Origin of the sequence: Paenibacillus sp. ALJ109b (assembly GCF_010747435.1) — a bacterium.
Classification (GTDB): Bacteria; Bacillota; Bacilli; order Paenibacillales; family Paenibacillaceae; genus Paenibacillus; species Paenibacillus taichungensis.
In genome coordinates, this window is record NZ_JAAIFP010000007.1 from 298,199 (window position 1) to 324,978 (window position 26,780).

Consider the following 26,780-nt stretch of genomic DNA (forward strand, 5'->3'; position numbering starts at 1 on the left):
GCGAGGTCATGTAAAATATGAAAAGGAAACAGGGAGTCCCATCCATATATTAGAGGTGAGATTGTGGGAAAAGAAGCTGCCGAGGACCAGAACCATTCGTCGTTGTCCTATCGGCCCGAGCTGAGGGAGAAAGTCATTGACGCCATTGCCAATACCATGGATCTGTATGGAGTCAATCATTCATTTGGTCAACTGTATGGCATTATGTATTTTGAGGATCGCCCGATGACACTGGAAGAGATGAAGACGTCCATGAACATGAGCAAAAGTAATATGAGTTATGCTGTACGTTCGCTTACCGAATCTCAGATGATCTATAAATTGGAGGAAAAGCGGGAACGCCAGGATCAGTATCTGGCCGAAACCAACTTTTTCCGTACGTTTCAGAACTTCTTCGGGGCCAAGCTTCAACGGGAAATCGACGTGATGCAGGAAAGCCTCCGGGAGGTCATTCCGCAGTTATCGGAGATTATTCTCGCCAGAACAACTCCGCCGGAGGAACGGGAAGACGCTTTGCGGGATTTGCATAAACTTCAGCATGCCGAGCAGTATTATGAGTGGTTGCAGGGATTTGTAGATCAACTGCGGGATGGTGTTTTTTACAAAGATGCTCCGCATGAAAATGATTAATAAAGTGTATACACCATATAAAAAAGCCAACTCGGCGAGCAACGATGTGCTTGCTGAGCTGGCTTTAAATAATTAAAAGGGGAGCCCTGCCATATTTTCATGGTTGGGGCTCCCCTTTTGTTATAGAATGGTTATCTTATTTCTGTGCCGCAGCCTCAATGTCTGCATAAGCCCAGTGTGTTGCAGGTACGTCTGTAAAAGCTGGCGTAGTTACGCCTGTTACCGGCGTGCGTTTGAACAGTACATTTAATACTTTCACGGCTTCAGCACGAGTCAGATTGCTGTTCGGTTTAAATGTACCATCGTTATATCCAGTCATCAGACCAGCCGCTTGTACGTAGGTAATCGCATCAGAAGCCCAAAGGTCAGCAGACACATCTGTGAATCCAGCACCATCTGTTGCTTGTGTTGTGCTGCTTGATGCGTCTGCGCTTTGTTGCTGTATCCAGCGGTACGCAATGATCGCCATTTGTGCACGAGTAATTGAACCCTCTGGTGCAAATTGAGTGGCGTTCATACCGTTCATGATGCCAGCGGATTGCGCTTTTTCAATATCGCTTGCTGCCCAATGAGTTGGAGATACATCGTCGTAGTTTACAACGTTTGCAGATGCAGTTCCCGCTTCATCAGACAAATTACGAGCCAGCATCGCTGCCATTTGCGCACGGGTTACGAATGCATCCGGGCGGAAATCAGCACCAAATCCGTTGATATACGGGTTGTGCGAGCCTTGGGAAGCTTTCAGTCCATCCACCACAACGAGCGTGAACGTGCTGAATTTGTTAACTGTAAACTCGATGCCTTCACTGGAATCGCTGAGATTCACCAGTTTGCCTTGAATCAACTCTTTCGTACCGTCACTGTGTTCAATGTACACAGCCAGGTTGTCCAAAGCTTGCTGGCGGGCAGCAGGGTCAGTTGGCAGACTGTCGCGCAGCGGCAATGTCAGTGTTACTTCATGGCTTTGCATATTTGTTTCGATTTCAACTGGGCGAGCCAGTACTTTCACGTTTGAATTTGGAGTAATCTGTTGAATCAACTGCTCTTTCTTCGCACGTTCTTCCACTTCTTTACGCTCGGATTCCTTTTTCAACGGAACGACGCGGAAGTACAGATCCTGGTCGAATCCGGCAATCGACTTCGTTGGAACCGAGATAATAGCGTTCTCTGTGGAAATCTCAAGGTTAAGCCCACCATCGTTCAGCTGTTTCACCGCTGCTTTTGGCAGTTCAATGCGTGTCTCGGACACAGCATCTTTTGCGTCAGGGATGACAATGCGTGCAGTGTTCATGTTTAATTGCTTCGCTTTTTCCACCGATTCCTTGGCAATCGCCTCAGACATTTTCACGAGGTCCTTGATCGTGCCGTCAGCCTCGGTTGTACGTGTAATTGGCGTTTTGGTCAGGTTGGTGCCATTCGCTCCGTTCACGTCCACGACGATTTGTTCCTGTTTCGTCGTCGGTGTAGTCGTTACAGGTGTAGTTGCTGACGATCCACCACCTGTACTTCCACCCGTGTTTGGTGTTGAGCCATTTCCGTTGTTGCTATCGCCATTTGCCGTGAAGACAATCTTCACCGCGCGTCCTGGTAATAAGTCACTGATGGCTTTGTAACGAACCCATACCGTTTTGTCACCGCTAAAATCAAATTTCTGAATAGACGCAACATCAATCCAGTTCAGTTTGCCGTTAAGAGAGATCTCCATCGTGTCATCCAAGCCAGTTATGGTGTTGTTGATATCATTTCCCGTTACATTAGGGGCCGTAAAGAATCGGTTGATGACATATTGTAGATTCCCAGTATCCTCGTAGCGGTCTTGTTCATTAAGCACCCATTCAGCGAGTTCTTTCTTGCCTTCCGGGCTGAGATCAGCTCTCTTGGATAAATCAAGTTCACCTGTAAGATTGAATTTGTGTTGGTCAAAGAAATTGTGTCCGTTAAACTGTTCATTCATAGTTGTCTCAAGCCACTGATCCATTTGATCTATAGTGGTGGCCTCCTCAAGAGGCTGGAAAGGCATTGATAGCAGTGCCAGCAGAAAGCGCGGATCTGCAATCTCTACTTGAGCCTGTTTTGCAATGCGTTCCAATCCCAATAGATGCAGGTACTTAAAAGCGAAAATTGGTTTGTTAACTTCGCTTAATTGTAGATGATGATCTCCAACTTGACGAAGCATATCTGTCTCAGGGTCTTTAAAATGATCGGGTCCTTCAGACAGTTTCTGTGCAAATAGGTCCAGCTTGTCCTGAAGTACGCCCAACCCTCTCTGCTCCCAGATCAACTGAGCTTGTACAGCAAGCTCAATCATATATTGAACCTGTTCCTTACTTTCATAGTTCTTCTTGATATTATCAATCAGGAACCCAGCCACATAATCTTTGACGTTCTTAGATAAAGAACCGTATTCATTGGGGAAATCAATACCTAATTCCTGGTTCTCCATAGCCAGACGCATAGCGTCTATACTTTTGTCGACCCTTGCAGCATTTACGGCAGCCAACGGATCGCTTTCGTTATCATCATCATTGAAAAATTGATCAAATGCAGTCTGAATGGCTTCATAGCTGGCATACCCACCAATCGGTCTTTGATTAAGCATATGATCAGCCAAATTCCCCTGCTCTTCGGTTGTAAGGTTATCCATTTTGCTGATACCCAAAGGAAAGCTCATCATCGGGTTTTCAGGATTCGCAGTGTTGTATGAGATGCTCTCCTTCTCAATGTCACGGAACTTCTCCAACGATTTCAACATTTCCTCAGTCGTGTTTGCACGATTAATGAATGGCGTTTTTTCTACAGCTGTGTCTGTATATTTCAAAACTCGAGAAATGGTCGGTGTTGTTTTGAGTTTAAGTTCGTATAGATAAGCCGTTGTGCGTTTATCTACCTCGGAGGCATTGCTATATGCAGCAATGAGTGGATAGAAATTATCTTCAGCACTCGGATAATCAAAATGATTTATTCTTTCTGCTTGCTTCGTATACAGGTCATCAAGTGCAGCTACTGCGTTCGGCCCACCGATTTGGCGAGTCACTTCAAGGGCGTTCAGAGCTAATTGCACCAAGAACTCCACTTGCCCCTTGTTCTCGTATCCATAGCTTGTTGGCGCCTCGATATCTAATAAGTATTTTGCAATAGCCTCCTGATCTTCTACAGGCAAAGATTCAAAATCAGGCGTGCCAATGAATTGCTTATTACTAAGCAGCAAGATAGCTTCTTGAATAAAATCATTGCTGTTACCCCGGTCTGCTTTCTTTTTGAGCTCGTTATACTGATCCAACTCATTCAGCTGCACAGTGAATTCGATTGATTGCATTTGATATGCAGTTTCCAAATTTCGATCTTTAACAACGACATTGAAATAGTACGTATCACCTTCTACTAAATTCGTGATTATTTTCGTAAATGTACCATCTGGAAGAGAAGCTGAGCCATTAATCCAGTCATTATCGTAGGGATGACCTGATGTTACGCTGATTTCTTCCATATTTTCAAGATCAGAATCATTGGATATGTAAACCTGGTAATTTACATCAGGTGGGGTAGAAGATCCGGATTCTGCATACTTCCATTGCAATTCGATTGAGTTCTCGTTTACATACTTTATCGTTAATAGACCATTATTTCCTGGTGCTAGATACGATGCCCCTGCATTTACCTTTCCTGCCGGTACTGCTAACCAAGGAGCTACTAACACCAAAATGAGCAACATGCTTATTAATTTCCTGTATTGCATATATTCTTTCCTCCCTAATCTCGCTTGTAGAAATATAGGCCTATTGTAGTACACAGTTCTGAACGGATTCTGAACATTCACTCCAATAAACGGAAAAAAATCCGGCCTATAGGTGAAAAATAGGCCGGATCTCAAATATTTTTCGTCATTATTCATCATTTTTACTGCTGCAAGTAATTATAGAGACCTACATTCCATAAAATTTAAGATTTTTGTCACGTCTTCCCTGTACTCATCCACCGCTCCCTACATAACAAACAAGTATACGCATCAAATCATCGTATATCCTCCATCCACAAACAATGTGCTTCCTGTCGTAAATGTATTCGTCATAAGGTACGTAACCGTGTGTGCAATCTCCTCATTGTAGCCCACACGCTTGAGCACTGACAGTTTCTCATAGTCTTTGAAATGTTCTCCGCGAGGTGTACCCTCCTGCCCCTCACGCCAGATGGTTCCGGGGGATACGACATTCACGCGAGCAGGCGCGAGCTCCACTGCAAGTGCTTTGCCCAGACTTTCAATCGCTCCGTTACACGCAGCGTAAGAAGCACCGCCATCCAACGGACGTTGGCTGAAGCCACCCGACATTAACGTAATCGAACCCGAAGCAGATAGATACGGAGCTGCGTATTTGGCAGCAAAATATTGAGGCCAGAACTTGCCTTTGAAGCAGCTTTCGGCCGTCTCCCGATCTGAAGTTAACGGACCACGGGTGTATGCAGCTCCAGGGGTGAACAGGTGATCAAATGCACCCACCTGATTGAAAAATTGCTCGATTTGCTGTTCATCCTGATTATCCAACACATAAACTTCGATGGACACTGTGCCAGTCCTGCCTTTGCCTGCGACATTAGCAATCTGCTCCCTTGCTTCCTCTAGCCTGGTCTCCGATCGTCCCGCGATAACTACATGTGCACCAGCCTCAGCAGCCTGCACGGCTGTTGCAAGTCCAATTCCAGAGCTTCCCCCTATAATCACGACACGTTTATTCTCCAATGTAAATTGACTCATTCTGCATCTTCCCCTCGTAGCGCTAGAACTTTCGTTGTACCAGCGTTTTGTTCATTATTATTGAAAAGATTAGCGCTGAACAGTACGCAATTGGATCGTACCAGGTACGAAAATTCGTACTATTGGAACCAGATGACACAGTTATTCCTGCCCTATTCACATAGACAAAACAAGCGGAACGCGAAAAAATCAGGTATGATGGAGTTATATATAGTTGTTTAAATCGAGGTGAATACTATGGATTTACAAGAGCCACGGTTACAAGGTGTTCTCGTTACGTTGGAAGCCATTAATGGAAAATGGAAACCACTCATCCTGTTTATTTTATTGAAGGAAGGCACGAAACGGTTTGGTGAACTAAGACGCATGATTCCTGATGTAGCGCAGGGCACGTTAACGAAACAGCTGCGCGAGCTGGAACATGATCAGATTATTGTGCGCACTCTCTATGGCGATGTTCCACCGAAGGTCGAGTACAGACTGTCCGAACACGGGCAGACGATTGGTACGCTGTTAGATGGCATGTGCGGCTGGGGCAAGGCGCATCTGGAATACTTGAACGGAACCCAGCAGATGATTGATGCGGAGAAATTAGCCGGGGAATCCCATAACGAGGCGAAAGCTGAATAAAAACAACATGGTAGCCCTTTACCTTTTAGTAAACAAACTTGTTTAAGACAAGCACGTCAGCTATACTTTCGTTCAGATGCACAACGGGAGAGGGGGATATGTAATGTTGCAGCTTTCGGAAAAACAGGCACAGGATATTGTCGATAAAATGATGCAGGACATTCCCTACAACATCAACATCATGAATGAGCAGGGCATTATCATTGGAAGCGGACAGAAGGAACGCGTAGGTACGATTCACCAGGGAGCGGTCCGTGCCCTGACGACCGGAGACCGCGTCGAAGTCTGGCAGGATGGCAGACTGGAAAAGATGGGCACCAACGAACCGATTCGGATCAATCATCAGTATGTCGGTGTCATCGGCATATCCGGCCATCCGGATGAAGTCCGGCCGTTCTGCAACATTGTGCGTACGACCGTATCTCTCCTGATCGAACAGCGCAATCAATTGGAAAGTCTGGCCCATGAAGCTTCTCGGAAAAAAGCCTTTCTGGAACGGCTGCTTGCCCACTCCGGTTCCTATTCACAGAAAATGAGGCGGGAAGCAGCGCAATACCATATCGATCTGCAGCTGCCGACGGTTCTTCTATACATTCGCTTTCCACATGAAGCCCCTGAGTTTAGCACGGAGACAAGCCGGGTATTACTACAGCTTCCCTCGTTCTCAATCGAGGAGGATGGTCACGTGCAGATTATTCTGATTCAGAGCGAATCGGACGTTGATTCGATAATCCAGCTTGTACATCAGGAACAGCCCCAAGCTTTCATCTCTGTTAGTAGACGTGACGCCAGTATTGCCATCTGTTATGAACAGGCTAGAGCTGCGATGAACATCTTGCTCGCGCTTCGACCTGTGGCACCATTGATCCGATATGATGATGTGCAGTTTCTGGTGCGCTTCAGCAAAGCCAACCTGGCCAGCCATAACAACGTCGTCAGTAAGCTGGAGGACACAGCCGATCTGCTGGACACGCTTCGCAGTTTCATTCATCACAATGGCAGCATGTCAACGACTGCAGAGGATCTCAACATCCATCGCAATACCCTGCAATATCGGCTCAAACGGATCCAGACCCTTACAGGCAAAGATCCGCGCAATTGGCTGGAGCTCATTGAACTTACGCACGGACTACTCGCGTCTTATCAGTAGATCCCACAACAAAAAAAGACTGAACCGGAATGCCCTGTCCCTTGTGGACGTCCCTACGTTCAGTCTCTTTATACTCTTCAAACCCCACATAACCGAACCACAGAATGTTAAGAAATCAGACCCAATTTCAGCACTCTCGCAATATTCTCGGTTGTACGCTCCACATTCTCCGGGCCTTCGCGCAGAAGTTGTTCCAGATCAGCCGCCCCCGGCACAATACCGAACACCGCGTCAATACCTTCAGTGTACAACGTGTCTATCCCTTCACCAATGTAACCTGCAATGGCGATAACCGGCTTGCCTGCTTCCTTGGCTGCCCGTGCCACACCGTAAGGGGTCTTTCCAAATTTCGTTTGAAAATCAATGCCGCCTTCGCCCGTAAACACCACATCCGCATGTACCAGCTTGTCTTGCAATCCAGTGTATTCAATGACAATTTCAATGCCTTTGCGCAACACAGCCTGTGTAAAAATCAAAAGCCCTGCGCCCAAACCACCTGCCGCACCAGCACCCGGCACATCACGTATATCCTTGTGCAGCTGCTGCTTCACCACATCTGCATAATGGGAAAGATTCGTATCCAGCACCTGCACCATCTCCGGTGTAGCTCCCTTTTGCGGTCCAAACACCCGGGAGGCGCCATGCTCTCCGCATAACGGATTCGTTACATCACAGGCGACAATGAACTCCACATCCTGCAATCGTTCATCCAGCCCAGTCACATCGATATGCGCCAACTGATCAAGTGCGCCGCCTCCACGTGCAAGTGGCTGTCCGTTTGCATCCAGAAACGTTGCACCAAGCGCTTCGGCCATGCCTGTACCCCCATCGTTGGTCGCACTGCCACCGATTCCGATAATGATTTTGCGAATACCCTGATCCAGACACGCCCGAATCAGCTCTCCCGTGCCATAGGTTGACGTGTGAAGCGGGTTCCGAGTTTCCTTGGTCACCAGATGAATACCGCTCGCCGATGCCATCTCAATCGCCGCCGTTAACCCATCGCCCAGAATGCCATACTGCGCTGATACAGGCTGCCCTAGTGGCCCGCTCACCTCTCTCTGGTGAATTACACCGCCAGAAGCATCCACCAGCGACTGCACGGTGCCTTCGCCCCCGTCTGCCATCGGTACATGAATATAGTTCGCGGCTGGGTAGATTTTACGCAATCCTTTTTCCATGGCCACACATACGTCTTTCGCTGTCATGCTCTCTTTAAATGAATCCGGTGCCAGTACAAATGTCGTCTCTCTCATTTTTACCACTCCATCCGTGTTATTAAAGAATAAATCCGTAGATTAACGTCGCTACAATCGCCATCGTTCCACCCACGATTGCTTCATAAGGAATAACGCCCATCCGCTGCTTGATTGTCATCTTCATGCTGTCAGCCGAGACGTGGAAGTAATTTCCCTGTGGCAATGAATCGATAACTGTTGCACCCGTGTGCACCATAACCGCCGCTGCGAGCGGAGCGGTTCCCATGTTCAGAATTGCATCTCCGAATGAACCGGTGGCAAGTATAACTCCTGTCGAGGTGGAAGCCGTCGCTGCCGCCATCAGAATACCGGCAATCGGCGCCAGGAAGGTACCGGATATCCCGGACGCTTCAATAAGACTAACCACCTGACCGGACAGATCGGATGCTGAGATCAGTCCAGCGATGCCTCCGGCACCGACCAGAATAAGTACGGTGGCTGTCATTTTATTCAATCCGGAAGTCGTGTATTTCACAATGTTTCTGCCCTGGCCCATCGCCAGCATGCCGATAATACCCGCAATCGGCAGAATGTACATCGCATCCACTTTGAATGTAGATAATGCTGTAATGCCTGTAATGGAGCCGATTGGATTAATCATCAGAAGAATGATGGCAACCAACGGTGCCACAATCGCTTTTCTCAGTGGTGGGTACTGTGACGTATCCACTTCACCCTGCTCCGCTTCCTGATCGGTTACCATTACACCTTTGTTTCTAAGCATTGAAGCTACGATAACGGTTACAATTAATCCGCAGATGGCTGGAATCACGCCTGCTAGCATGACATTGCTGAGATCCAGATTGAACCCCCGTGCTGCAGCGATCGTATTGGGATTCGGGGAGATAATATTCCCCGCCTTGCCTCCACCGGATAAAGCAAGCAAAAGGGCCAGCTTGGATATGCCCATTTTGTTACCGACAGATAGCGCAATTGGCGCTACAATCAGTACGGCCACGGGAATAAATACCCCAACGGCTGTAATAATCATCGTTGCCAGTGCCAAAGCCAGAATGGCCTTACTGCCGCCAAATTTTCGCACGATGGCCTGGGCGATTGTCTCTGCTGCCCCCGACTCCATCATGACCCCGGCTAACACCCCAGCAGCCAGTACACGAAGCACGGTTCCCATGACACTTTGAGTGCCGTTCACCAGTATATTTACGGTCTCTTCCAGATTGGCTCCGCCAATTAAAGCGCCTACAATTGCGCCCAGAAATAAAGAGTAGACCGGATTCAGCTTCTTCAGAATCAGTATAATCGCAATTGCAAGTCCTGCCAGCGCGCCGATCCAGCTAATTGTTAAAGGTTCCATTGTCAATTTCCCCCCATGCACTTGTTGAACACGCTTTCATTATAGTTGCTGGTGAGCCAAATAAATATTGATGAACAGACGAAATTCATTGTGCATATGCACAATGAATAGTGACAGGATCAAATATCCTGCCACCATTAAACTAATGTGCGTCGCTGCTTCCTAGAGCAGCACACGGTGTTCCATTATATTTTTCATACTGATATGAGATTTGGATGGACCAAGCTTCACAAGCGAGTCTTGGAACTCAGCAAGCTCTTCAATGGTTGCCGTCTGTACCTTGATCAGATAGTTGTACTCACCGCTAATCCGATATAAATCCGTGACCTCAACAGCCTGTTCACAGAAGTGAACAAATTCCTCACAATGCTCTGTTTTGAGTAAAATAAAAGTCGTTGTTCCACGGTTTAGTTTGGCCAGATCATAGATGGTTGAATATCCCGATATGATCCCGTTTTCCTCCAGTTTGAGAATTCTCTCCTTGACCGAAGGTTGGGACATGTTCACCTCTTTGCTAATCTGTACAATTGGCATGCGTGCATGGTGCTGCAGCAGTCGCATAATTTGCTGGTCAATCTCATCTATGACATAACCCATTTGTAGTCCCTCCTGAGAATCAGGCTAATTTAATAAGTTTTTTAGGATAAAAGAGCTTACAAATTACAACTCTTACTCCATTATATCCTTTGATATCGCATGGTTCCAATGCACCGTTCCCTTTATACTTTAGAAAACAATCTGAAGAAGGAGTGATGAGCATGAGTGTAAACGGACTTGCTCACGTAGCCATTCAAGCACGTAATTATGAGGATACCCTCTCATTCTATACCGATGTATTAGGATTTAAAGTTGGTCACTCCTGGAGTCTTCCCGCCTTTCAAATTACCGAGGCGTGCATGCTGATCTCACCGGATCAACGCACCTGCATTGAACTGTTTGACCCCGGAGCCGTAATCGCGGCAGAAGGCGAACCAGCAGACTCTCCGGAAGTAGTGAAGCATGGGGCATTGCTGCATTTCGCCTTTTACGTAGACAATGTGGAAGAGATATACGAGCGAGCGCTTGCTCATGGTGCTAAACCTTATATTCAACCCGATTGGATCTCACTTGGTGAACCCCCGCTTCAAGTTCGAAATGCGGTTGTGCATAGCCCGAATGGTGAAGTGATCGAATTCCTCGAAGAGGTTGATTTTGACCATTCGTCCATACCATCTATCTAACGTTACACAAACCGAACAGCCTGTTGCCCGGAAATCCGTGGCGGCAGGCTGTTTTATACTATGTTATTTGAGCAATAGGACAGCGAGCGTATGGGCATAAGACATACTCCTTGCCCTCATTCCCTCTCTTCAATCCGGCGTATAATCGCTTAACTTCCCTTCATACACCAGCTGCAGTTGTTCACTTTGGCGAAAATCATCCGGGGTCACCAGCGCAGGCAGCTTGTTCCACAGCTTGATGCCTGAACGCTGCAGAATCTCGGCAACAAATTGCGAGCAAAAGTAGGAGTTGCTGAACTCTACTGGCTCCTTCAACGTAATGCCAATCACACCAAGCAGATTATACATATATTTCTGGCGGCTGCGGATGAAGATGTGCAGCACCCGTTTCATTTTTCCCACTTCACGCTCCGTCACCTGAAGCTCATAAATCACACATGTGGTATTTGGATACTTACTGTATGTACCAGTCTGAATATCTTCCTTCACAAACCCGCCGTTCAGCGGATTGCTCGGATGCTTGCGCCCAAAGCTGTACAGCTCGGATAATTCCCGGTCAAATGAGATGGAGGCATGATTGTATGGTGCTCTGGTGTAACTCTGAATGACTTTGGTAAACAACGTTCCCGTATTCGTAAGCAGGATATAGATGGAGCGTGGTTCTGTCATAACGAAATTTCCCCTTATCAAGTTGGCACTATTCCTTCATAATAACATAGGTACCCTATATTGGAATCTTACTTCTGGATAAGCAGGTGATTGTACTTGAGCAGTTCACTCTTTACCTTAACACTGATTTTTATTGCTTTATTGGTCATACATATCGTGTACAAAATTATTACGAGGCTTCAGCCGGACAAGGATTATTCGGGCATTGGCAACAAAATCAAAACCTGGTGGGGCATGTTTGTCATCTTTTGTCTCGCCACCCTCTTCAATCCCATTGTCTCCCTGATCTCCCTCATGGTACTTACCTTTTTCGCGCTGAAAGAGTACTTCTCCATGATCCGCAGCACCCGCAAAGCTGATCGCAGGTTGTTTCTATGGGCGTATCTGGCGATTCCGGTACAGTTCTACTGGATCTATATTGGATGGTATGGGATGTTTATCGTGTTTATTCCGCTATATGTCTTCCTGGTGTTACCCCTGCCACGTCTAATTAATAAGGGCACGGTTGGTTTCCTGCGCAGTGTTAGCTCGACGCAATGGGGTTTGATGCTAATGGTATTTGGACTTAGTCATCTGGCCTACTTCCCGTTCGCAACACCGGAATATGGTTCAAAGCTGGTCCTGTTCCTGGTCGTGTTAACCCAGCTGAATGATGTGGTGCATTATCTGGCCTCGCTCTATCTGGGCAAACGCAAAGTGGTACCCACGGCCAATCCTTTTTTGACATGGGAAGGGTTCGCCTGTGCATTCGTTGTAACCACCGCTGCCTCTTATTTCATTCACCCTTACCTGACTCCGTTTGATGCACGTTTCGCGCTTTTCATCGGTGTGTTAATCGCTCTGGCTGGGTTCTTCGGAAGTCTGACGGTTTCTGTTCTGAAGCGGGATTTGTTAATCGGGGATGACAATAAGTTCGATGCGCTGAAAAAAAGCTACCTGAGCCGGGTCGACAGCCTGACGTACACCTCTCCGGTCATGTTCCACGTGGTGCGTTATTTCTTCGACTTTATGTAGGAGCAGCAGTATCTGTTACAGATACGAGGTGCGGACACACTCAGTCGATAGACCAAAGTATGAGCTTGCGCCATCATCCATAAAAAGCAGCCTTGACGGCTGCTTTTACTCATTTATGGAAGGAGTGTAGACACAACCACAGCGCGTCTATTTTATGCTTTCTCCATGGAATCACCGGAAGACACAGCATACGGCTATAATCTGTCTGGCTATTTTAATTTAATTTCCTTCTCCGAGGTGACTTTGTTCCCCTCTTCATTGGTAAAGACAAACGTTGCTTTGCCGCGTTCACCTTTCATCTCATCCGAATAGATAAATCCGGAGAATTGCCCGTCACCACTGATATAAAATCCTTCTTTTCCATTCGCACCATGCTCGATCGCTTCCTTGTAGGAATTCACAATCGTTACCGTGTTGGACGTCCAGCGCATCTCGGATAAAGCGTAGCCCTCAGGAATTTGTTTTATCGCAAAATCAAAGCTATTGCCCTCGGACGGCTTATCCGTCTGGTCAATGACGATCATGACCTGTCCTTCCGCATCAGCGGAGGATTCCGATTGGGCCGTAGGCTTGCCTTCATTCCCACTTTCATTCGCCTGATTATTGTTATTCTTCGCCTCAATATTGGGAACGGAACTATTTCCCGCTTCCTCTATGGGCTGCTTTGATTGTGGATAGGCGTGTTCCTGTACGGATTCGTTGTTGTTTTTCGCCCCACATGCACTGGTCAACAGCAGAATACATAGAGCAGACACCCAGAGTATAGATTTATTTTTATTATTTTTCATCATTGGAACTCCCTCCATTTATCTAAAGTAACAAGCACGATGCATTCATCCAAAGAGAACTTTCCATTCAGCACCTTCTATAGTAATTACTACACCATATCGTCTCACATTAAGCTCCATATTATGTAAATGAGTTATAAGTTAGCTCGATTATTTCATCGATTGTGCGTGTTCACCAGCATGGATCAGGCGCAAAAGGGGAAAAGCAAGCGATCGGACGTTCCCGGGGAGGACTAGGCACCAAAATTCATGCCGTAGTTGATGCGCTCGGAAACCCACTTCATTTCGAATTAATATTGTGATCTAGATAACATAAAGTTAACCTTATTCATAAATAATGTTAATTTTATGTCATTCATCACTTAAATTGCTCTGATATAATTTCTGCTAGGTAGATAAAAGGGGAATAAATTGTTGAAAAATGAGCGACATCGAAAAATAAAGAAAATGCATCCCCCCATTTGTTATACAGCAGTGAAGGATTACTCGCTGTATGGAAGTAGCTTTTAGCACATGGTGATATAAAAAACGATGGAACAGGAGATTTTAATCCATACGGGGATTAACTCAGTTATCAAGCGAGAAAACATGCGAAAACATAACTTTATAGTAGGAGTGTGAGATATGAAAAAAACATTATTGGCTTGTATGATGATAATGCTGATGTTAGCATCAGCTTGTGGAAAGGTTGAAACGACTTCAAGTTCAAATACATCTAGTGAGCCAAAACCTGAAGCAAAGGAGTCTACCAGTCCAGCTAGCACCTCCGAGTATTGTTCGCAAGGACGTGTAAAATTGGATAGTGAAACTGAAAAATTTATTTACGGAACTTGGAAAGTTAAGAAGCACCTTGGGTTTGCAAATTCTTATAATGATGCTTCTGAATATCCAACAGGGCAAAAATTTATCGGGGATGAAATTGTAATCGAAAAAGACTTTTTTTCATCTAAAGGACTTAAAAACTATAGTGATTATCAATATGAGCTGAAGAATCCATTATATGAAATTACATCAACATGCGATAACGCTGACGCATTTTATAGACTATATAAAATAGATATGCCGGATCTGAATGCTAATGATGTAGTAAAAGCCATCGATATAAGTGATCCATCAACAAAGCTCAGTATACCTGTTAGCGTAAGTTTCTTTGTTGTTAATAACGATAGGCTGATCTTATTATCAGAGGCGACTATTTTTGAGCTTGAAAAACGGATGACTAAATGAGTTTGCTTGTGGTAATAAATTTTGTGATAAAAGAAAGAAAGGTCAGCCATAAAGGCTGACCTTTCTTGTTTATGTTGTAAGACGATTGAACTATAGTGTATATACTGGATATTTATGAGTATAACCCGAGCCTTTACAAAACAGTTCTGCTTCTTCATTTCTTCGTCTCGTTAAGGTTCTATCATATGAAAATGCTTTACTTACTAGTTTAGAACAATTGTCAAGTTCCTGAGTTGAACGTGGCCCTTGGAAAGATGGGTAGATTAGCTTGTATGCAAGCAGAGCTACTACATCATCGGTACTAAGCACCCCGGAGCCTGCATTAAAAGTAAGCGAAACAAGTGCATCAAACTGATTTTGTGAAAGGGACATACCTGCAGGAAGTGCCACTTTATTCACGGATGATACAGCACTTGCAGTATCATTGGTGAAAAATGTATTTGCCTGAGACTGAGTAATTGGAGAAGTATAACTGAGTCCCAAAGATTTTGATAGAGCGTCAGCTTGTGCTTGGGTTAAAGTTGTATTCGCTGTGTATGTTTTAGACTTTGTTATCAGATGTCCATATCCAACGGTTGGAAAACCTTTTGGATCGGCATAGAATTTTAAGTTAAGTCCCTCATGCCCTTTCATAAAAGTTGCTCCATTAGCGCTTAGATTTGCCATAATAAATCACTCCTAAAGTTATTTTTATTAGTTATGAGAGCAATAAGGAGGAATCATAGCCAGAAAACCATTCCCCAGTGTTCTGCAATGCCGTATCGCCTTCACATATATATAAAGAGAAATGAGTCTCTTTTTTTACAACCACGCTCCAAAATTTCATTCAATTCACTAATATCGAAAGTCTGTATCACCTCAATCATTTTGACATAGAGCTCTTGTTTTAAATCATCTTGATAATCAGCGGGGACTTGTCGCAAGGAGGCTTTAATCTTTGGTATGAAAGATTCTAGGACATGTAATGTTGCCTCCTGATCGTGGTGTTGCTGTGCTTGTACTAAAAGTTCGGCCAACATAAAATCACCGCTTTACGTTTCTTGTATTTCATTCTTCAAGGCATTAATGGCATCGCTTAGATCAGATATTTTTTTCACCCTGTCAAATAGTGAACATTATCCTTTAAAAAGTTGTTTTGCCGCAGGTGGGGCAATCGGTGTCTTATCCGGCTGGTTGCTTCTGGGCGAAGTCATTCGGGATTACGTCTATATGGGCGGGCTATGCATATTCTTGGGGATCTTTCTGGTAAACTGGACTGGACGAGCAAATAATAAGTAAGTATTGATGAAATAAAAATATTCATGCCTGATTTTCGGCGATGCCCTGTGCATCGTTTTTTTATAATATCAACAAGGATAAACTTTACTGATATAAGGACGTGCGCCCAATGATTTCTGCTGAAATGAAAGAACATTACTATGAGGCTCTGGTTGCCAAGGATTCGGAATACGAAGGTTTATTCTATGTAGGCGTCAAGACGACGGGTGTATTCTGCCGGCCTACATGCCCCGCCCGGAAGCCAAAGTTCGAAAACTGCGAATTCTATGAGACGGCGCAGCAGGCTTTGCTTGCTTCGTATCGCCCTTGTCAGCGTTGCCGCCCGTTATCTCATCCCAATCAGGTATCTGATGTGGTACGCATATTGGTAGAAGCCGTGGAGCACAATCCGGAGAAACGCTGGAAAGGTCAGGATTTCAAAGCATTATCCATCGACGAATCTACGGCCAGACGTCAGTTCAAGAAGCGATTTGGCATGACCTTTGTGGAGTATGCCCGTGCCCGCCGCATGGGACTGGCCCTGAAAAATATTCGCTCCGGTCGAACGGTCATTGATGCCCAGCTGTCCACCGGTTACGAGTCCGGCAGCGGGTTCAGGGATGCCTTTTCACGAATCATGGGCGCAGCGCCTACACAAGTAGATGAAGAACATGTCTTGAAGGCCTCCTGGATCGACACACGTCTTGGACCCATGATGGCTGTAGCCGATGAGAAAGCATTATATCTGCTCGAATTCGTGGATCGCAGAGGACTGGAGCGTGAAGTGGAACGATTGCGCAAACGGACGAAGTCAGCCATTGTACCTGGAGTAACAGAACCGATTCGTTCAATTGAACGGGAACTTGCGCAGTATTTTGAAGGCACGCTAACTGTATTCCATACCCCGTTGTTCTGGTTAGGAACACCATTCCAGAAGAGTGTATGGGAGCAATTGATTGCGATCCAACCGGGAGAGACGAGGTCATATCAGGATATCGCGAATGCACTGGGTAAACCCACAGCATGTCGAGCGGTAGCACAGGCCAACGGAGCCAATCAGCTGGCCATTGTTATTCCTTGTCACCGTGTGATCAATGCTAGTGGTGAACTGGGTGGATACGGAGGAGGCCTGACACGTAAGAACTGGCTTTTAACCCATGAGAGGCAGGTTCCCGAGTAACTCAAGAGATAAGAAAGGAACGGCAGTGGTATAACGAGGATTACAGCTATGTAACGGAGGAGATAAGTCTTATGAGTACCCTACAAGATAAAGCGATGTTGTTCCACCAATCCCATGTGAAAGGGAATCCATTGGTTCTGGTCAATGTATGGGATGCCGGGAGTGCACTCGCCATCCAATCTGCTGGAGCAGCAGCAATCGCTACTGGAAGCTGGTCTGTAGCTGCTGCCCACGGTGAACAAGATGGAGAAGCGATGCCATTCCAGCTGGCGCTTGCCAATCTGGCCCGGATTACAGCAAGCGTAGATTTGCCTGTAACGATCGATATAGAGGGAGGGTATGGCAGGTTTGCGTCAGAAGTGAAGGAAAATGTGCGCCAAGTAATCCATCACGGCGCGGTAGGAATTAATATCGAGGATCAGCTTCCCACCGGATTGGGACTGTACGCTGTGGAGGAGCAATGTCTGAGACTGTCGGCTGCCCGGAAAGCTGCGGAGCAGGCAGACATTCCGCTGTTCATTAACGCCCGCACAGATATCTTTTTGCAAAATGCACCTGAACGACACAATCACGCACTCCTGGAAGAGGCTCTTATTCGTTCCAAGGCTTACGCAGATGCAGGCGCCAGTGGCCTGTTTGTTCCGGGCTTACAGAATCAACAACTGATTCAGGAGTTGTGTGAATGTTCGTCGCTTCCGGTCAACGTGATGGTTACATCCCATGAGCCTTCACCAAAACAACTTGCTGGGCTGGGTGTGGCACGCGTAAGCTATGGGCCTTATCCTTATCTGCAAGCGATGGAATACCTGAAAGAACTGGGGCAAAGTATTCTATCTGGAAATTAACAGAAAGGCGCGCTTCTCATTTTCACCAGAGGGAAGCGTACTTTTTCACGATATTCAATTAATGCTACTATTATAAGCGATCATCTATGATGTGAATCCTCAAACAGGTGCTAGACTGCGCCTGTTTTTTGATGCTTATCTTTTCACCTATGTATGTTATAATCACCACTACCCAACACTAACAGGAGGAAAATATGCTTAACGTTGAACAAAAGCTTGAAGTACTACAATCGTATCCCCAACTGCAACGCAAAGATGTTTCTCTCGGCCGTGTTAATTTCCACTACGAAGAAAGTGCGTACGAGAAAAAGATTGTTGCTCTCCATATTCATCCTAACGGTAACGGTTATATCTATGCAGGGTTACTGCCCAACTATGAGACCGATAATAAAGGATTCGTCAATATTCGTGATTACTCCGAAGCAGATCTACGCACATTGTTAGATGAAACGATCCAAGCGATGTCTCACAATCCCAACGCAGTTGAATTCGAGGTGCCAGAACAAGTGAAAACTGCTGCTCCTGCATTGGCTACAACCTCTACAGGTGGTGGAACATGGGTCGATGAAGATGGACATACGCTGACTTTAAAATATGAAGATGACATGTGGTATGTGTATTCCGGTGTTAATCTGGATATGGCTTTCGAAACGCGTAGCGAAGCTGGCGAGTATCTCAAAGAAGAAGGATTCAAACCACAAGCTCAAGCCTAACTTATACAAAAAAACACGAGGCGTGTATGTACGCACTCGTGTTTTTCTGATCTGATCAGTCTTTTCTGCCTTTCATTGTAAGCGGCGTATTCTTCATCATCGGGTACGTGCTCAGAAGCAAAGCACCTCCAATGACCCCCAGAGTGGTGACCAATGCGATGAGATTGACATTCGTAAACCACTGGACCCAGGTGCTCAGATCTGATAGAACAATTACCAACGTGACGATTAAGCTAACCCCAAAGAATAGGACAAAAAAGTTGCGCATCCCCAATCTAATCCAACAAACAGTTGAGAAGATGGATAACCCCAGCACCAGAAAACCAATCATCAGATCAAACCATAGATAGGAAAAAAAATGATATCCACTTGAATACAGCATACCTGGTTGATAAAAGGTTACGCCAAGCGTTCCATATTCATGGAGAAGATGCATAATGAAATAGATGACGTTCAGTATCGTAATTGTTCCTACGACCATCCATACCGAGATGATATAAAAGGATTTCATAAACTGTATTCGTGTACTGCCCATACCTATCGCAACCGGAAACAATGTGATGATGCCCGCGACCGCAAAAGCACAGATTCCTCCGTACATTGGACCAAATAGTTGAGTAGTATACGTCACATCAAAGATGAATCCAATGGCCAGATAGACAACTGTAAGCATGAGTGTAATTGACGAGAAAATCATTAAATACCAACGCATATCGTCCAGAATCAGCCGATTCGTACCTTTCACCGAGTTCATCGCTTAATCCCCTCCTGATTACGCGTCCTGTTGACCAAATAATCCTGTAATGTTGCCTTCTCAATGGAAAGCCCATGCGTATGAGCGATGTCTTTCCATGTTTTCGAGTATGGCTCATCAATCATCACTTTCAAGGTCGATCCCATCTGGGAAGATTCAATGACCTTCACGTCTGCGGTGACTCGATTGACATCTTCAATTCTCCCTGTTAGAAGAACTCCTTTTTCGCGCATCTCTTCCATCGGCTGATTAAACAACACTTCCCCGGCTTGCAGAACGATGAGGGACTCACATAAAGGCTGAATCTCCTCAATATGATGGCTTGATATTAGGATTAGACGCGGGTTATCTTCATACGTCTCCAGTAAAGTATTGTAGAAATATTTACGTTTCTCAGCATCAAGTCCATTGGTGGGCTCATCCAGAATCGTTACTCTTGCGTTACTGGCAAGACCCAATATCATCTGAGCGGCGGTCTTCATGCCTTTTGAGAATTTGGTGATCTTCTTCTTCATTGGCAGTTCGAACATGTCGATTAGTTGCTCGGCGAGACCCTGATTCCACTGAGGATGGAAGTATTGACCGAATCGAACCATGTCGTTGATCGTCCAATTTCTACCCAGGGGATGGTTCTCCTGGATATAACACAGATTCTCCTGCGCAGCCAAGTTGTTGTATGGATCCTGGCCCATCACTTCAATGGTTCCAGTATCAGGCCGGTTATGGCCTGCGAGCAGACTCATCAGGGTTGTTTTGCCTGCACCATTTCTTCCCCACATTGCACTAATGATCGGCTCACTCTCATGTAACGTCACGTTTTTTAGCACCGGCGTCTGTTGATAGCTGTAGGTCACCTGCTCGATCTGAATCATAACTCACTCTCCTTATCTTTCTTGCCCCGGATCAAATCGATAATCATGTCCTCATTCATGTGAATCCGTCTGGCCTCTTCAAGTAAAGGTTTAATATATTCCTCGTAGAAATGCTGCTTTCGTTCAACAAGCAATGCTTCCCTGGCTCCCTTCGCAACAAACATTCCAACACCTCGCTGTTTGTAAATGATACCTTTGTCCACGAGCATTTGAAGCCCTTTGCGTGCCGTGGCTGGATTAATATTGTAAAAGCGAGAGAGTTCATTGGTTGAAGGGACCTGTTCCTCCACCTTCAATCTGCCGTCTACAATGTCATCCATAATCATCATGGATATCTGATGAAAAATAGGCTGAGATTCATCCAAATTCGATTTCATGCGATTCCAACTTTCATTCATTGTTAATTAGTTAGTCGGTTAGTTACTCATGTGACTAACTATAGTATACGGAAACCAATATGTAAATAGGCGAAGCACTAATTAATCAACTTTTTCATTTTGGCTCGATTGTATTGATTAATAAGACCGTCCAGAACTACAGATTGATGGATGACTTCAGGATGAAGCAAACTGCCGTATTCCGACTGCAAGCGGTGAAGCTGTTGTCTGGCTTCTTCGATCTGTGACATTAACTCCAGGCAATCCATAGTATCCCTCCTTTTTGTCATATTTTAGTTTATTATGCCAATCGATAGGCCGCAAGGGGTACGACATACTTATTCTTCCACCAGACGCAAAAAAAGACGCCTCTGAATGAATATTCAGAAGCGTCCCTTACCAATTTTTTAAGTTCCGAATCCGTGGTCAGCAGTTCTCATAATTCCGGGGTCTGGAACTTCCTTGCCTGAGACAGGTTCCGTAGCAGGAGCTACAATGTAAATAATAATACTACATGTAGCTATCAGCAAAGCCAACTTTCTCTTCATTGAGTTTCTGCACCTCACTAATGATCAATTTGTATTGCTGTTTCGCCGTCTCAGTTGCAAACTCCCTATATTGCTCAAACAGTCCGACACCTCTAAGCATACCTCGTCCACTGCTAATTTCAATAGAGAATCGTAAACTATCCAGAACAAATTGTATTCCTGTGAAATACTCGTCTTTCTTTAGATAATACGCAGCGAGATCTGCTAAAAGACGTAAATATCGATCATCTGTAACCTGTCTGCTAACCTTTCCAATTCGGTTGCTCTGTTCCTGGTACGTAAAGTATGATTCATACTGTTCGAGCACATCATCAATATTTTTATCATAGCGATTGGCAGCAGTCACAATATCACAAAGCGCTGGGAAAATTTCATTTTCTTTTGTTGAGATGTAATTCAAATATTCAGGCAACACATCAAACTGTCCGCTCATTAATTGATATATATAACGGTTGCCCTCAGCCCATTCCTGAAACTGATTCATAACTACCATCTCGTCTTGATTAGGGTTCTTAACCCAACCGTTATCCGTGTATAAAGAAACATATTTAAGCGCGCCTTGATAGTCTTTAAGTTGATAGCACGCACTACCTGAAGCCAAATAAGAATACAGAATGTAAAACACAATTGGTCTTTTGGTTTCTTCCTGTTTCCTTCTTCCATTCAGCTCATAATGGATGGTTGCTTTCACCCTAAGCTTCTCGGACAGCTCCTGAACTTTATTCCATCTGTGCAAGGCACCAAAGGCATTGATCAGTTCGTTGAGCGCATCCAGCTGATAGCGTTCATCCAGCCGATCCACATAGTATTCGAATTGGGCCGCAATGATTAGATTTCGTTGCTGATCATTGCTCAGCCCCAATCTGAATAGTCGATACTGACATAGTGCAAGCCGTTCGGAGTGTTGCATTTTCTCACTTTCGGCTATCGTTTCATATAGTAGAACGGCCGGTTTGAATTTACCAGCATGGTAGAATTCTTCAGCCAGATCAAATAACAAAGGAATATAAGATAGATTATCCATCATCAACCGGATAACATCTTCAATACAATTCAATTTATTCAATTCTGCACATCGATGAAGGAATGGTCCCAGTCTTCGCCAGTCAGGGGCAGCATGGACAAAACACTCATCTATATACAATTCATAGAAGTAACCTTCTTCAAGTCTCATAGCTGAAGTGATTCGATCCAGCTGCTGCATCGCAATCGGACGATTCTTGTTCAAAATGTTGCTCAGCGTACCCGAGTTAATTCCTGACGTTTCCGAAAAAAGACTAATGGACATCTGCTCACGCTTCAGATAACTCTCTAAATGATCGCGTATCGTGGTTGTCGGCTCCAAACTAACACCACCCTCCAAAATAAAAAACCATAAACAGGATTAACGGTATGCAAAAGTAATTATATGTAATAATTAAGCAAGGGTCAATAAGATAAATTCAACTAATTTGTATTAATTACAAAATAATCCTTTTGTTAAAATAGAGGCCCTACCCTTATTTTATACCGGGAACGAATAAGCATCAAATAAAGGATAAAATAAAAACACGAGCGCTATATACGCTCGTGTTTTACATGCAATACAGCAGATCATTCTGCTATGTATTGATTTGGGTTTAAGGCAGCACATTACCAGCTGCACGATAGATTTCGTACCACTCTTGGCGTGTAAGGTGAACATCGCCAGCTTTGATGCAATCCTGCAAACGCTGGATGTTCATTGTACCTGTCACTGGCTGCATTTGTGCCGGGTGACGCAGCAACCAGGCAATTGCGATGGTCGTGTTGCTCACTTCATATTTTGCAGCAATCTCGTCGATCTTCGCATTCAGTTCCGGGAACTTATCGCTGCCCAGGAATACGCCTTCGAAGAATCCGTATTGGAACGGGGACCATGGTTGAATCGTGATATCATGCAGGCGACAATAATCAAGAATACTGCCATCACGGTTAACTGCGGCATCGTTCTCCATATTTACGTTGATTCCACTGTCAATCATCGTGGTATTGGTAATACTCAACTGCAGCTGGTTGGCTACCAGTGGCTGTTTAACGTATTTTTTCAACAGTTCGATCTGGTTCGGATTCTGGTTGGATACCCCGAAGTGACGTACTTTGCCCTCGCGTTCTAGCTGATCAAAGGCTTCAGCTACTTCTTCCGGTTCCACCAAGGTGTCCGGGCGATGCAGCAATAAAACATCCAGGTAATCGGTTTTCAAGCGTTGCAGAATGCCATCCACCGAATTCAAGATGTGCTCTTTGGAGAAATCAAACATGCCTTTGCGGATACCACATTTGGATTGAAGAATCATATTTTCACGAACCTGGGGATTCATCTGCACAGCCTCTGCAAAGATCTCCTCACAAGCCCCGTTTCCATAAATATCAGCATGATCGAAGAAGTTCGCGCCTGCTTCCATGGCGGAATGAACAAAATGTTCAGCTTCTTTGCTGCTTAATGAATTAATTCTCATGCAGCCAACGGCTACAACCGGTATTTCGAGTGCGCTGCTGCCAAGTTTAATTGTTCTCAAGATGATTTCCCTCCATATTCGAATAGTATCGTACATTCATTCTCATGATCTTTGCCAACTAGTATATACTTGTCTTCCGTCTATGATTGTGACACAGAACTGCAATCGGTTTCAATGGAATTTTAGATTTCTTATATGGAATAATGGAGGTTTTTTTCTGCATCGTTCACTCATCTATACTTCTTCCGGGACTATCACTTCAATATGCCGAGGCAATACACTGATTTGAATGGGCAGAGAGGGCCCTTCTTCTCCATCCACATTTGTGCGAATGGCTTCTGTAGAACGGACGTGAACTTCTTTTGCCGTAAAATAATCAACATCCTTGTGGTTCTTCAGGTTGCCAAACAATAGGGACGTTCCAAGTGTAACCGTATTGAATACGTTCATGCTACGGATCACAAAACAATGTATTAATCCATCATCCACCGCTGCTTCCGGGGACAATTTCTCAAAACCTCCAACCGAATTGGTCAGTGCCGCGAGAAAAAGTGGAGACTCCCCTTCCCAGAACTGCCCATCATACTCAATAGTGAGTGGCTTGGCCGGTGTGTTCATCAAATCTTTCAATCCTTCTTTCAAATAAGCGAATGAACCCAGCTTCGACTTCTCTTCAGAGGATACCGAGAATAACGCCTCTGCCAATGAACCAGCTGCCACCACGTTGGCAAACAGACGATCATTGATTTTACCGAGATCCACCCTATGGATCTGCTCCGAACATAACTGCCGAATGGCTTCCTCCGGATCAAGCGAGATATTCAGCGCACGCGCAAAATCATTCACCGTACCCAGCGGCACCACACCCAGTCTTGGACGATGCTCCTGATCCATCATGCCGTTAATCGTCTCATGCAGCGTCCCATCCCCTCCGATGGAAATGATGAGATCACAGCCATCTTTGCAGGCACTCAGACAGTAGTTGGTCGCATCGCCCTCACCAGCCGTCTCATTGACCACCACTTCATACTGCTGTGATTCAAGAATTTCTTGTACCTGGGACACATATTGCTGAGCCTCTTCTTTACCCGACGATGGATTACTAATGATCATGGCTTGGCGCATACCTGCATCTTCTCCTCCAAATGGCTTTCTTACTTCATCTATACCCTTTCTGCCATGGAGTTGAATAGCATCTGGGGGAGTTGTACAATTTTTTTTGAAAAAGATGGCTGGAAGAGTGCAGTATGGGGTTTGTATCATATAGAATAGAAGTAGATGTTCTGCCTGTCATGAATTTCTTGTTCCTTTTGCCCCATGATGGGTTAATAACTATAGATGTGTTTATCTATTATATCTGTCCATATCGTAACTATAGTAGTTTACCGACATAAATTGGTACTCACAAATTACATAAGAACGGTACACTTACCTATCATCAAAATCGGAATCGGAGGGAATTCATGCAATGAGAAGAATGACTCTACTATTTCTAGTCTTCATCCTGAGTCTCGGGGCGGCTGGGCAAGCGATGGCCTATACTACGGCAGACTTGGGCGAAGGAATCATCAAAGATCCTGCACTGGAGAACGGACTGAAGCTGATCCTGAACAAACCGGTAGATTCCCCGCTAACTTCCTCCGATCTGGAGCAGCTGCACGTAGTGGATCTGAGCAATGCAGGCATTCAAAGCCTGTCCGGTCTGGAATACGCCACGAATCTGACTCACCTCCGGTTATATGGCAATGAGATTGAAGACCTAACACCGCTGGCGCATCTGACTCAGCTTCGCGAGGTTGACGTTCGCAATAATTACATTACATCGATTGATGCACTGGCTGATTTGAAAGACCTGGGACGGCTGTATATCAGCAACAATTCCATTTCTTCCATAGAAGTTGTACGTGGATTCACCCGATTACATACGTTTCACGCCAGCGGTAATCAGATTACCAGTCTCTCCGCACTGGTGGATGCAGATGATCTTCAATGGCTTGAAATCTCGAATAATGCGATAACGTACCTGACACCACTGGCGGATAAAAGAAAACTGAAACAGCTCAATGTGGCCAACAACCACATTCATACACTGGATGTACTGGCTGATCTTCCGAATACACTTCAGAAGCTGAATGTGGCAGGCAACGAGATCTCCGATCTGATGCCCTTGAAGCATATGACACGCCTGCAGGCAATAGACTTCTCCGGGAATCAGGTTCAGCATCTGGCACCCTTGGAAGACCTGGTAGGGTTGAAAGAATTGAATGCGGAGTCCAATCAGATCTATGATCTGGAGCCGTTACGCCAGCTGTCCAAGCTGGAAGTACTGAAACTGTCCAATAACCGGGTGTGGGATCTGTCACCGATTGCCGGTTTTACTTTTACAAGAAACAGCTCTGCAAATACAAATACGATAACGGATATCTCTGCTTCCACTTCCTTATCCTCCGGTACGCAGGCCTCGGTCTCTGAACCGGAACCTGCCGGACTCACGGTACAAAATAATTATCTGGATGTTGCGAGCGGCAGTGACACGATGCGCCTGCTAAACCAGATGAATGTGCGGGAGCAGAAGCGTACTCCACAGGGCAATTTCCAGCGGCTTATTGAAGGCTCTACCACAGCCTATGTCGGGGATCGTGCTTACGCACTGGAGGCTGCACCTTTTATCGATGAAGGACGGACCTATGTACCACTCCGCTTTGTCTCCGAGCAATTGAATGCCAGCGTGAACTGGAATCCGGATACACAGGAGGTTCAGATTGCGCAGAATGGTACAGTAGTTCGGTGGGCCGTGGGCAACAAACAGGTGATTGTAGACGATACACTTGCGATAAACGATGCACCCCTGTTGATGAAAGATGGAAAGGCGTTTGTCCCGGTACGTTTTATTTCGGAGCAATTTAATACGACGGTTGCGTATATCGGAAGCAGCAAAACGATTCTGATCTTCGAAAACAAAGCGCAGGCCGAGAATGTACAACCTTAATTAAGCCAAGCATAATCAAGCACCGAGCACTTATCTCAACTTTTCTCAATGCACAATTCCAATTTAATTCATATGCCATCATGTAGATTGTTACATGCACAGCGAAGTCCCCGTCT

At 45.3% G+C, this 26,780-nt stretch carries 26 protein-coding genes and 1 pseudogene; 11 read left to right on the forward strand and 16 right to left on the reverse strand.

The genetic code is table 11. The annotated features are described in order from the left end of the window. Positions 1-63 precede the first annotated feature (63 nt). Positions 64-630, forward strand: a complete 567-nt coding sequence (locus G3352_RS08940) for a transcriptional regulator (protein ID WP_163755794.1) — start codon at positions 64-66, stop codon at positions 628-630. A gap of 136 nt (positions 631-766) precedes the next feature. Here the strand turns inward: G3352_RS08940 and G3352_RS08945 are convergent, their stop codons facing one another. After that, a complete protein-coding gene (locus tag G3352_RS08945; RefSeq protein ID WP_163755795.1) occupies positions 767-4,366 on the reverse strand; it encodes an S-layer homology domain-containing protein in 3,600 nt (1,199 codons plus the stop codon). A 270-nt stretch (positions 4,367-4,636) separates the two neighbouring features. Continuing rightward, entirely contained in the window at positions 4,637-5,380 is a 744-nt protein-coding gene (locus tag G3352_RS08950; protein WP_163755797.1) for an SDR family oxidoreductase, read from the reverse strand. Between the two features lie 237 nt (positions 5,381-5,617). Between G3352_RS08950 and G3352_RS08955 the strand changes: the two genes are divergently transcribed. Together G3352_RS08955 and G3352_RS08960 are read left to right on the forward strand one after the other, a co-directional pair. Next, the gene (locus G3352_RS08955; protein ID WP_163755799.1) at positions 5,618-6,010 is read left to right on the forward strand and encodes a winged helix-turn-helix transcriptional regulator; all 393 of its coding nucleotides are present in this window, start codon (positions 5,618-5,620) and stop codon (positions 6,008-6,010) included. A gap of 103 nt (positions 6,011-6,113) precedes the next feature. Then, the gene (locus G3352_RS08960; protein WP_163755800.1) at positions 6,114-7,160 is read left to right on the forward strand and encodes a CdaR family transcriptional regulator; all 1,047 of its coding nucleotides are present in this window, start codon (positions 6,114-6,116) and stop codon (positions 7,158-7,160) included. Positions 7,161-7,267: 107 nt separating this feature from the next. Here G3352_RS08960 and G3352_RS08965 read toward each other — a convergent pair whose 3' ends face one another. The 3 genes from G3352_RS08965 to G3352_RS08975 all read right to left on the reverse strand — a co-directional run bounded on the left by G3352_RS08965 (position 7,268) and on the right by G3352_RS08975 (position 10,331). Then, positions 7,268-8,416, reverse strand: coding sequence for a glycerate kinase (locus tag G3352_RS08965; RefSeq protein WP_163755802.1), 1,149 nt, complete (start codon positions 8,414-8,416; stop codon positions 7,268-7,270). A 22-nt stretch (positions 8,417-8,438) separates the two neighbouring features. Beyond that, positions 8,439-9,734, reverse strand: a complete 1,296-nt coding sequence (locus G3352_RS08970) for a GntP family permease (RefSeq protein WP_163755804.1) — start codon at positions 9,732-9,734, stop codon at positions 8,439-8,441. A gap of 162 nt (positions 9,735-9,896) precedes the next feature. Beyond that, positions 9,897-10,331 carry an Lrp/AsnC family transcriptional regulator gene (locus tag G3352_RS08975; RefSeq protein WP_090994383.1) on the reverse strand — a complete coding sequence of 145 codons (435 nt, stop codon included), beginning with the start codon at positions 10,329-10,331 and terminating at the stop codon, positions 9,897-9,899. Positions 10,332-10,492: 161 nt separating this feature from the next. Between G3352_RS08975 and G3352_RS08980 the strand changes: the two genes are divergently transcribed. Continuing rightward, the gene (locus G3352_RS08980; protein WP_163755806.1) at positions 10,493-10,954 is read left to right on the forward strand and encodes a VOC family protein; all 462 of its coding nucleotides are present in this window, start codon (positions 10,493-10,495) and stop codon (positions 10,952-10,954) included. 129 nt (positions 10,955-11,083) lie between these two features. Here G3352_RS08980 and G3352_RS08985 read toward each other — a convergent pair whose 3' ends face one another. After that, positions 11,084-11,623, reverse strand: coding sequence for a hypothetical protein (locus tag G3352_RS08985; RefSeq protein ID WP_163755808.1), 540 nt, complete (start codon positions 11,621-11,623; stop codon positions 11,084-11,086). A gap of 96 nt (positions 11,624-11,719) precedes the next feature. On the opposite strand from G3352_RS08985, the gene G3352_RS08990 reads away from it, so the two are divergent. Beyond that, positions 11,720-12,637: a phosphatidate cytidylyltransferase gene (locus tag G3352_RS08990; protein ID WP_099857885.1), complete on the forward strand. Its 918-nt coding sequence runs from the start codon at positions 11,720-11,722 to the stop codon at positions 12,635-12,637. 209 nt (positions 12,638-12,846) lie between these two features. Here G3352_RS08990 and G3352_RS08995 read toward each other — a convergent pair whose 3' ends face one another. Then, the gene (locus tag G3352_RS08995) at positions 12,847-13,428 is read right to left on the reverse strand and encodes a hypothetical protein (protein WP_163755810.1); all 582 of its coding nucleotides are present in this window, start codon (positions 13,426-13,428) and stop codon (positions 12,847-12,849) included. A 146-nt stretch (positions 13,429-13,574) separates the two neighbouring features. Between G3352_RS08995 and G3352_RS09000 the strand changes: the two are divergent. Both G3352_RS09000 and G3352_RS09005 read left to right on the forward strand, forming a co-directional pair. Further along, positions 13,575-13,718, forward strand: a pseudogene (locus G3352_RS09000) (IS5/IS1182 family transposase); the annotation flags it as partial. Between the two features lie 331 nt (positions 13,719-14,049). Beyond that, on the forward strand, positions 14,050-14,652 hold the full coding sequence (locus G3352_RS09005) for a hypothetical protein (RefSeq protein WP_163755811.1): 603 nt from the start codon (positions 14,050-14,052) through the stop codon (positions 14,650-14,652). A 90-nt stretch (positions 14,653-14,742) separates the two neighbouring features. Here the strand turns inward: G3352_RS09005 and G3352_RS09010 are convergent, their stop codons facing one another. Together G3352_RS09010 and G3352_RS09015 are read right to left on the reverse strand one after the other, a co-directional pair. Further along, positions 14,743-15,318, reverse strand: a complete 576-nt coding sequence (locus tag G3352_RS09010; RefSeq protein WP_099857879.1) for a lysozyme — start codon at positions 15,316-15,318, stop codon at positions 14,743-14,745. 101 nt (positions 15,319-15,419) lie between these two features. Beyond that, positions 15,420-15,671: a helix-turn-helix domain-containing protein gene (locus G3352_RS09015; RefSeq protein WP_163755813.1), complete on the reverse strand. Its 252-nt coding sequence runs from the start codon at positions 15,669-15,671 to the stop codon at positions 15,420-15,422. A gap of 368 nt (positions 15,672-16,039) precedes the next feature. Between G3352_RS09015 and G3352_RS09025 the strand changes: the two genes are divergently transcribed. The 3 genes from G3352_RS09025 to G3352_RS09035 all read left to right on the forward strand — a co-directional run bounded on the left by G3352_RS09025 (position 16,040) and on the right by G3352_RS09035 (position 18,647). Next, entirely contained in the window at positions 16,040-17,089 is a 1,050-nt protein-coding gene (locus G3352_RS09025) for a bifunctional transcriptional activator/DNA repair enzyme AdaA (RefSeq protein ID WP_163755815.1), read from the forward strand. 71 nt (positions 17,090-17,160) lie between these two features. Continuing rightward, positions 17,161-17,934, forward strand: coding sequence for an isocitrate lyase/PEP mutase family protein (locus tag G3352_RS09030; protein ID WP_163755817.1), 774 nt, complete (start codon positions 17,161-17,163; stop codon positions 17,932-17,934). Positions 17,935-18,128: 194 nt separating this feature from the next. Next, a complete protein-coding gene (locus G3352_RS09035; RefSeq protein ID WP_163755819.1) occupies positions 18,129-18,647 on the forward strand; it encodes a hypothetical protein in 519 nt (172 codons plus the stop codon). 55 nt (positions 18,648-18,702) lie between these two features. Here G3352_RS09035 and G3352_RS09040 read toward each other — a convergent pair whose 3' ends face one another. From G3352_RS09040 to G3352_RS09070, 7 genes are all read right to left on the reverse strand, one after another. Continuing rightward, on the reverse strand, positions 18,703-19,401 hold the full coding sequence (locus tag G3352_RS09040; protein ID WP_163755820.1) for a hypothetical protein: 699 nt from the start codon (positions 19,399-19,401) through the stop codon (positions 18,703-18,705). Further along, a complete protein-coding gene (locus tag G3352_RS09045; RefSeq protein ID WP_163755821.1) occupies positions 19,398-20,273 on the reverse strand; it encodes an ATP-binding cassette domain-containing protein in 876 nt (291 codons plus the stop codon). The genes G3352_RS09040 and G3352_RS09045 overlap by 4 nt, the downstream gene beginning before the upstream one ends. Continuing rightward, the gene (locus tag G3352_RS09050; RefSeq protein WP_063565917.1) at positions 20,270-20,650 is read right to left on the reverse strand and encodes a GntR family transcriptional regulator; all 381 of its coding nucleotides are present in this window, start codon (positions 20,648-20,650) and stop codon (positions 20,270-20,272) included. The genes G3352_RS09045 and G3352_RS09050 overlap by 4 nt, the downstream gene beginning before the upstream one ends. A 98-nt stretch (positions 20,651-20,748) precedes the next feature. Next, a complete protein-coding gene (locus G3352_RS09055) occupies positions 20,749-20,919 on the reverse strand; it encodes an aspartyl-phosphate phosphatase Spo0E family protein (protein ID WP_163755823.1) in 171 nt (56 codons plus the stop codon). 241 nt (positions 20,920-21,160) lie between these two features. Then, on the reverse strand, positions 21,161-22,543 hold the full coding sequence (locus G3352_RS09060) for a transcriptional regulator (protein WP_163755825.1): 1,383 nt from the start codon (positions 22,541-22,543) through the stop codon (positions 21,161-21,163). A 274-nt stretch (positions 22,544-22,817) separates the two neighbouring features. Continuing rightward, positions 22,818-23,735: an aldo/keto reductase gene (locus G3352_RS09065; RefSeq protein ID WP_063565845.1), complete on the reverse strand. Its 918-nt coding sequence runs from the start codon at positions 23,733-23,735 to the stop codon at positions 22,818-22,820. A 174-nt stretch (positions 23,736-23,909) separates the two neighbouring features. Beyond that, positions 23,910-24,800 (reverse strand): diacylglycerol/lipid kinase family protein, encoded by an 891-nt coding sequence (locus G3352_RS09070; RefSeq protein ID WP_163755827.1) that lies wholly within the window; start codon positions 24,798-24,800, stop codon positions 23,910-23,912. 343 nt (positions 24,801-25,143) lie between these two features. On the opposite strand from G3352_RS09070, the gene G3352_RS09075 reads away from it, so the two are divergent. Next, positions 25,144-26,664, forward strand: a complete 1,521-nt coding sequence (locus G3352_RS09075; RefSeq protein ID WP_163755829.1) for a leucine-rich repeat domain-containing protein — start codon at positions 25,144-25,146, stop codon at positions 26,662-26,664. Positions 26,665-26,780 lie beyond the last annotated feature (116 nt).

What these genes read in the sequence shown, in the direction of transcription:
- G3352_RS08945 (WP_163755795.1), bottom strand. Translation starts at nt 4,366, where the DNA reads ATGCAATACAGGAAATTAATAAGCATGTTGCTCATTTTGGTGTTAGTA.
- G3352_RS08950 (WP_163755797.1), bottom strand. Translation starts at nt 5,380, where the DNA reads ATGAGTCAATTTACATTGGAGAATAAACGTGTCGTGATTATAGGGGGA.
- G3352_RS08955 (WP_163755799.1), top strand. Translation starts at nt 5,618, where the DNA reads ATGGATTTACAAGAGCCACGGTTACAAGGTGTTCTCGTTACGTTGGAA.
- G3352_RS08960 (WP_163755800.1), top strand. Translation starts at nt 6,114, where the DNA reads ATGTTGCAGCTTTCGGAAAAACAGGCACAGGATATTGTCGATAAAATG.
- G3352_RS08965 (WP_163755802.1), bottom strand. Translation starts at nt 8,416, where the DNA reads ATGAGAGAGACGACATTTGTACTGGCACCGGATTCATTTAAAGAGAGC.
- G3352_RS08970 (WP_163755804.1), bottom strand. Translation starts at nt 9,734, where the DNA reads ATGGAACCTTTAACAATTAGCTGGATCGGCGCGCTGGCAGGACTTGCA.
- G3352_RS08975 (WP_090994383.1), bottom strand. Translation starts at nt 10,331, where the DNA reads ATGGGTTATGTCATAGATGAGATTGACCAGCAAATTATGCGACTGCTG.
- G3352_RS08980 (WP_163755806.1), top strand. Translation starts at nt 10,493, where the DNA reads ATGAGTGTAAACGGACTTGCTCACGTAGCCATTCAAGCACGTAATTAT.
- G3352_RS08985 (WP_163755808.1), bottom strand. Translation starts at nt 11,623, where the DNA reads ATGACAGAACCACGCTCCATCTATATCCTGCTTACGAATACGGGAACG.
- G3352_RS08995 (WP_163755810.1), bottom strand. Translation starts at nt 13,428, where the DNA reads ATGATGAAAAATAATAAAAATAAATCTATACTCTGGGTGTCTGCTCTA.
- G3352_RS09005 (WP_163755811.1), top strand. Translation starts at nt 14,050, where the DNA reads ATGAAAAAAACATTATTGGCTTGTATGATGATAATGCTGATGTTAGCA.
- G3352_RS09010 (WP_099857879.1), bottom strand. Translation starts at nt 15,318, where the DNA reads ATGGCAAATCTAAGCGCTAATGGAGCAACTTTTATGAAAGGGCATGAG.
- G3352_RS09015 (WP_163755813.1), bottom strand. Translation starts at nt 15,671, where the DNA reads ATGTTGGCCGAACTTTTAGTACAAGCACAGCAACACCACGATCAGGAG.
- G3352_RS09025 (WP_163755815.1), top strand. Translation starts at nt 16,040, where the DNA reads ATGATTTCTGCTGAAATGAAAGAACATTACTATGAGGCTCTGGTTGCC.
- G3352_RS09030 (WP_163755817.1), top strand. Translation starts at nt 17,161, where the DNA reads ATGAGTACCCTACAAGATAAAGCGATGTTGTTCCACCAATCCCATGTG.
- G3352_RS09035 (WP_163755819.1), top strand. Translation starts at nt 18,129, where the DNA reads ATGCTTAACGTTGAACAAAAGCTTGAAGTACTACAATCGTATCCCCAA.
- G3352_RS09040 (WP_163755820.1), bottom strand. Translation starts at nt 19,401, where the DNA reads ATGAACTCGGTGAAAGGTACGAATCGGCTGATTCTGGACGATATGCGT.
- G3352_RS09045 (WP_163755821.1), bottom strand. Translation starts at nt 20,273, where the DNA reads ATGATTCAGATCGAGCAGGTGACCTACAGCTATCAACAGACGCCGGTG.
- G3352_RS09050 (WP_063565917.1), bottom strand. Translation starts at nt 20,650, where the DNA reads ATGAAATCGAATTTGGATGAATCTCAGCCTATTTTTCATCAGATATCC.
- G3352_RS09055 (WP_163755823.1), bottom strand. Translation starts at nt 20,919, where the DNA reads ATGGATTGCCTGGAGTTAATGTCACAGATCGAAGAAGCCAGACAACAG.
- G3352_RS09070 (WP_163755827.1), bottom strand. Translation starts at nt 24,800, where the DNA reads ATGCGCCAAGCCATGATCATTAGTAATCCATCGTCGGGTAAAGAAGAG.
- G3352_RS09075 (WP_163755829.1), top strand. Translation starts at nt 25,144, where the DNA reads ATGAGAAGAATGACTCTACTATTTCTAGTCTTCATCCTGAGTCTCGGG.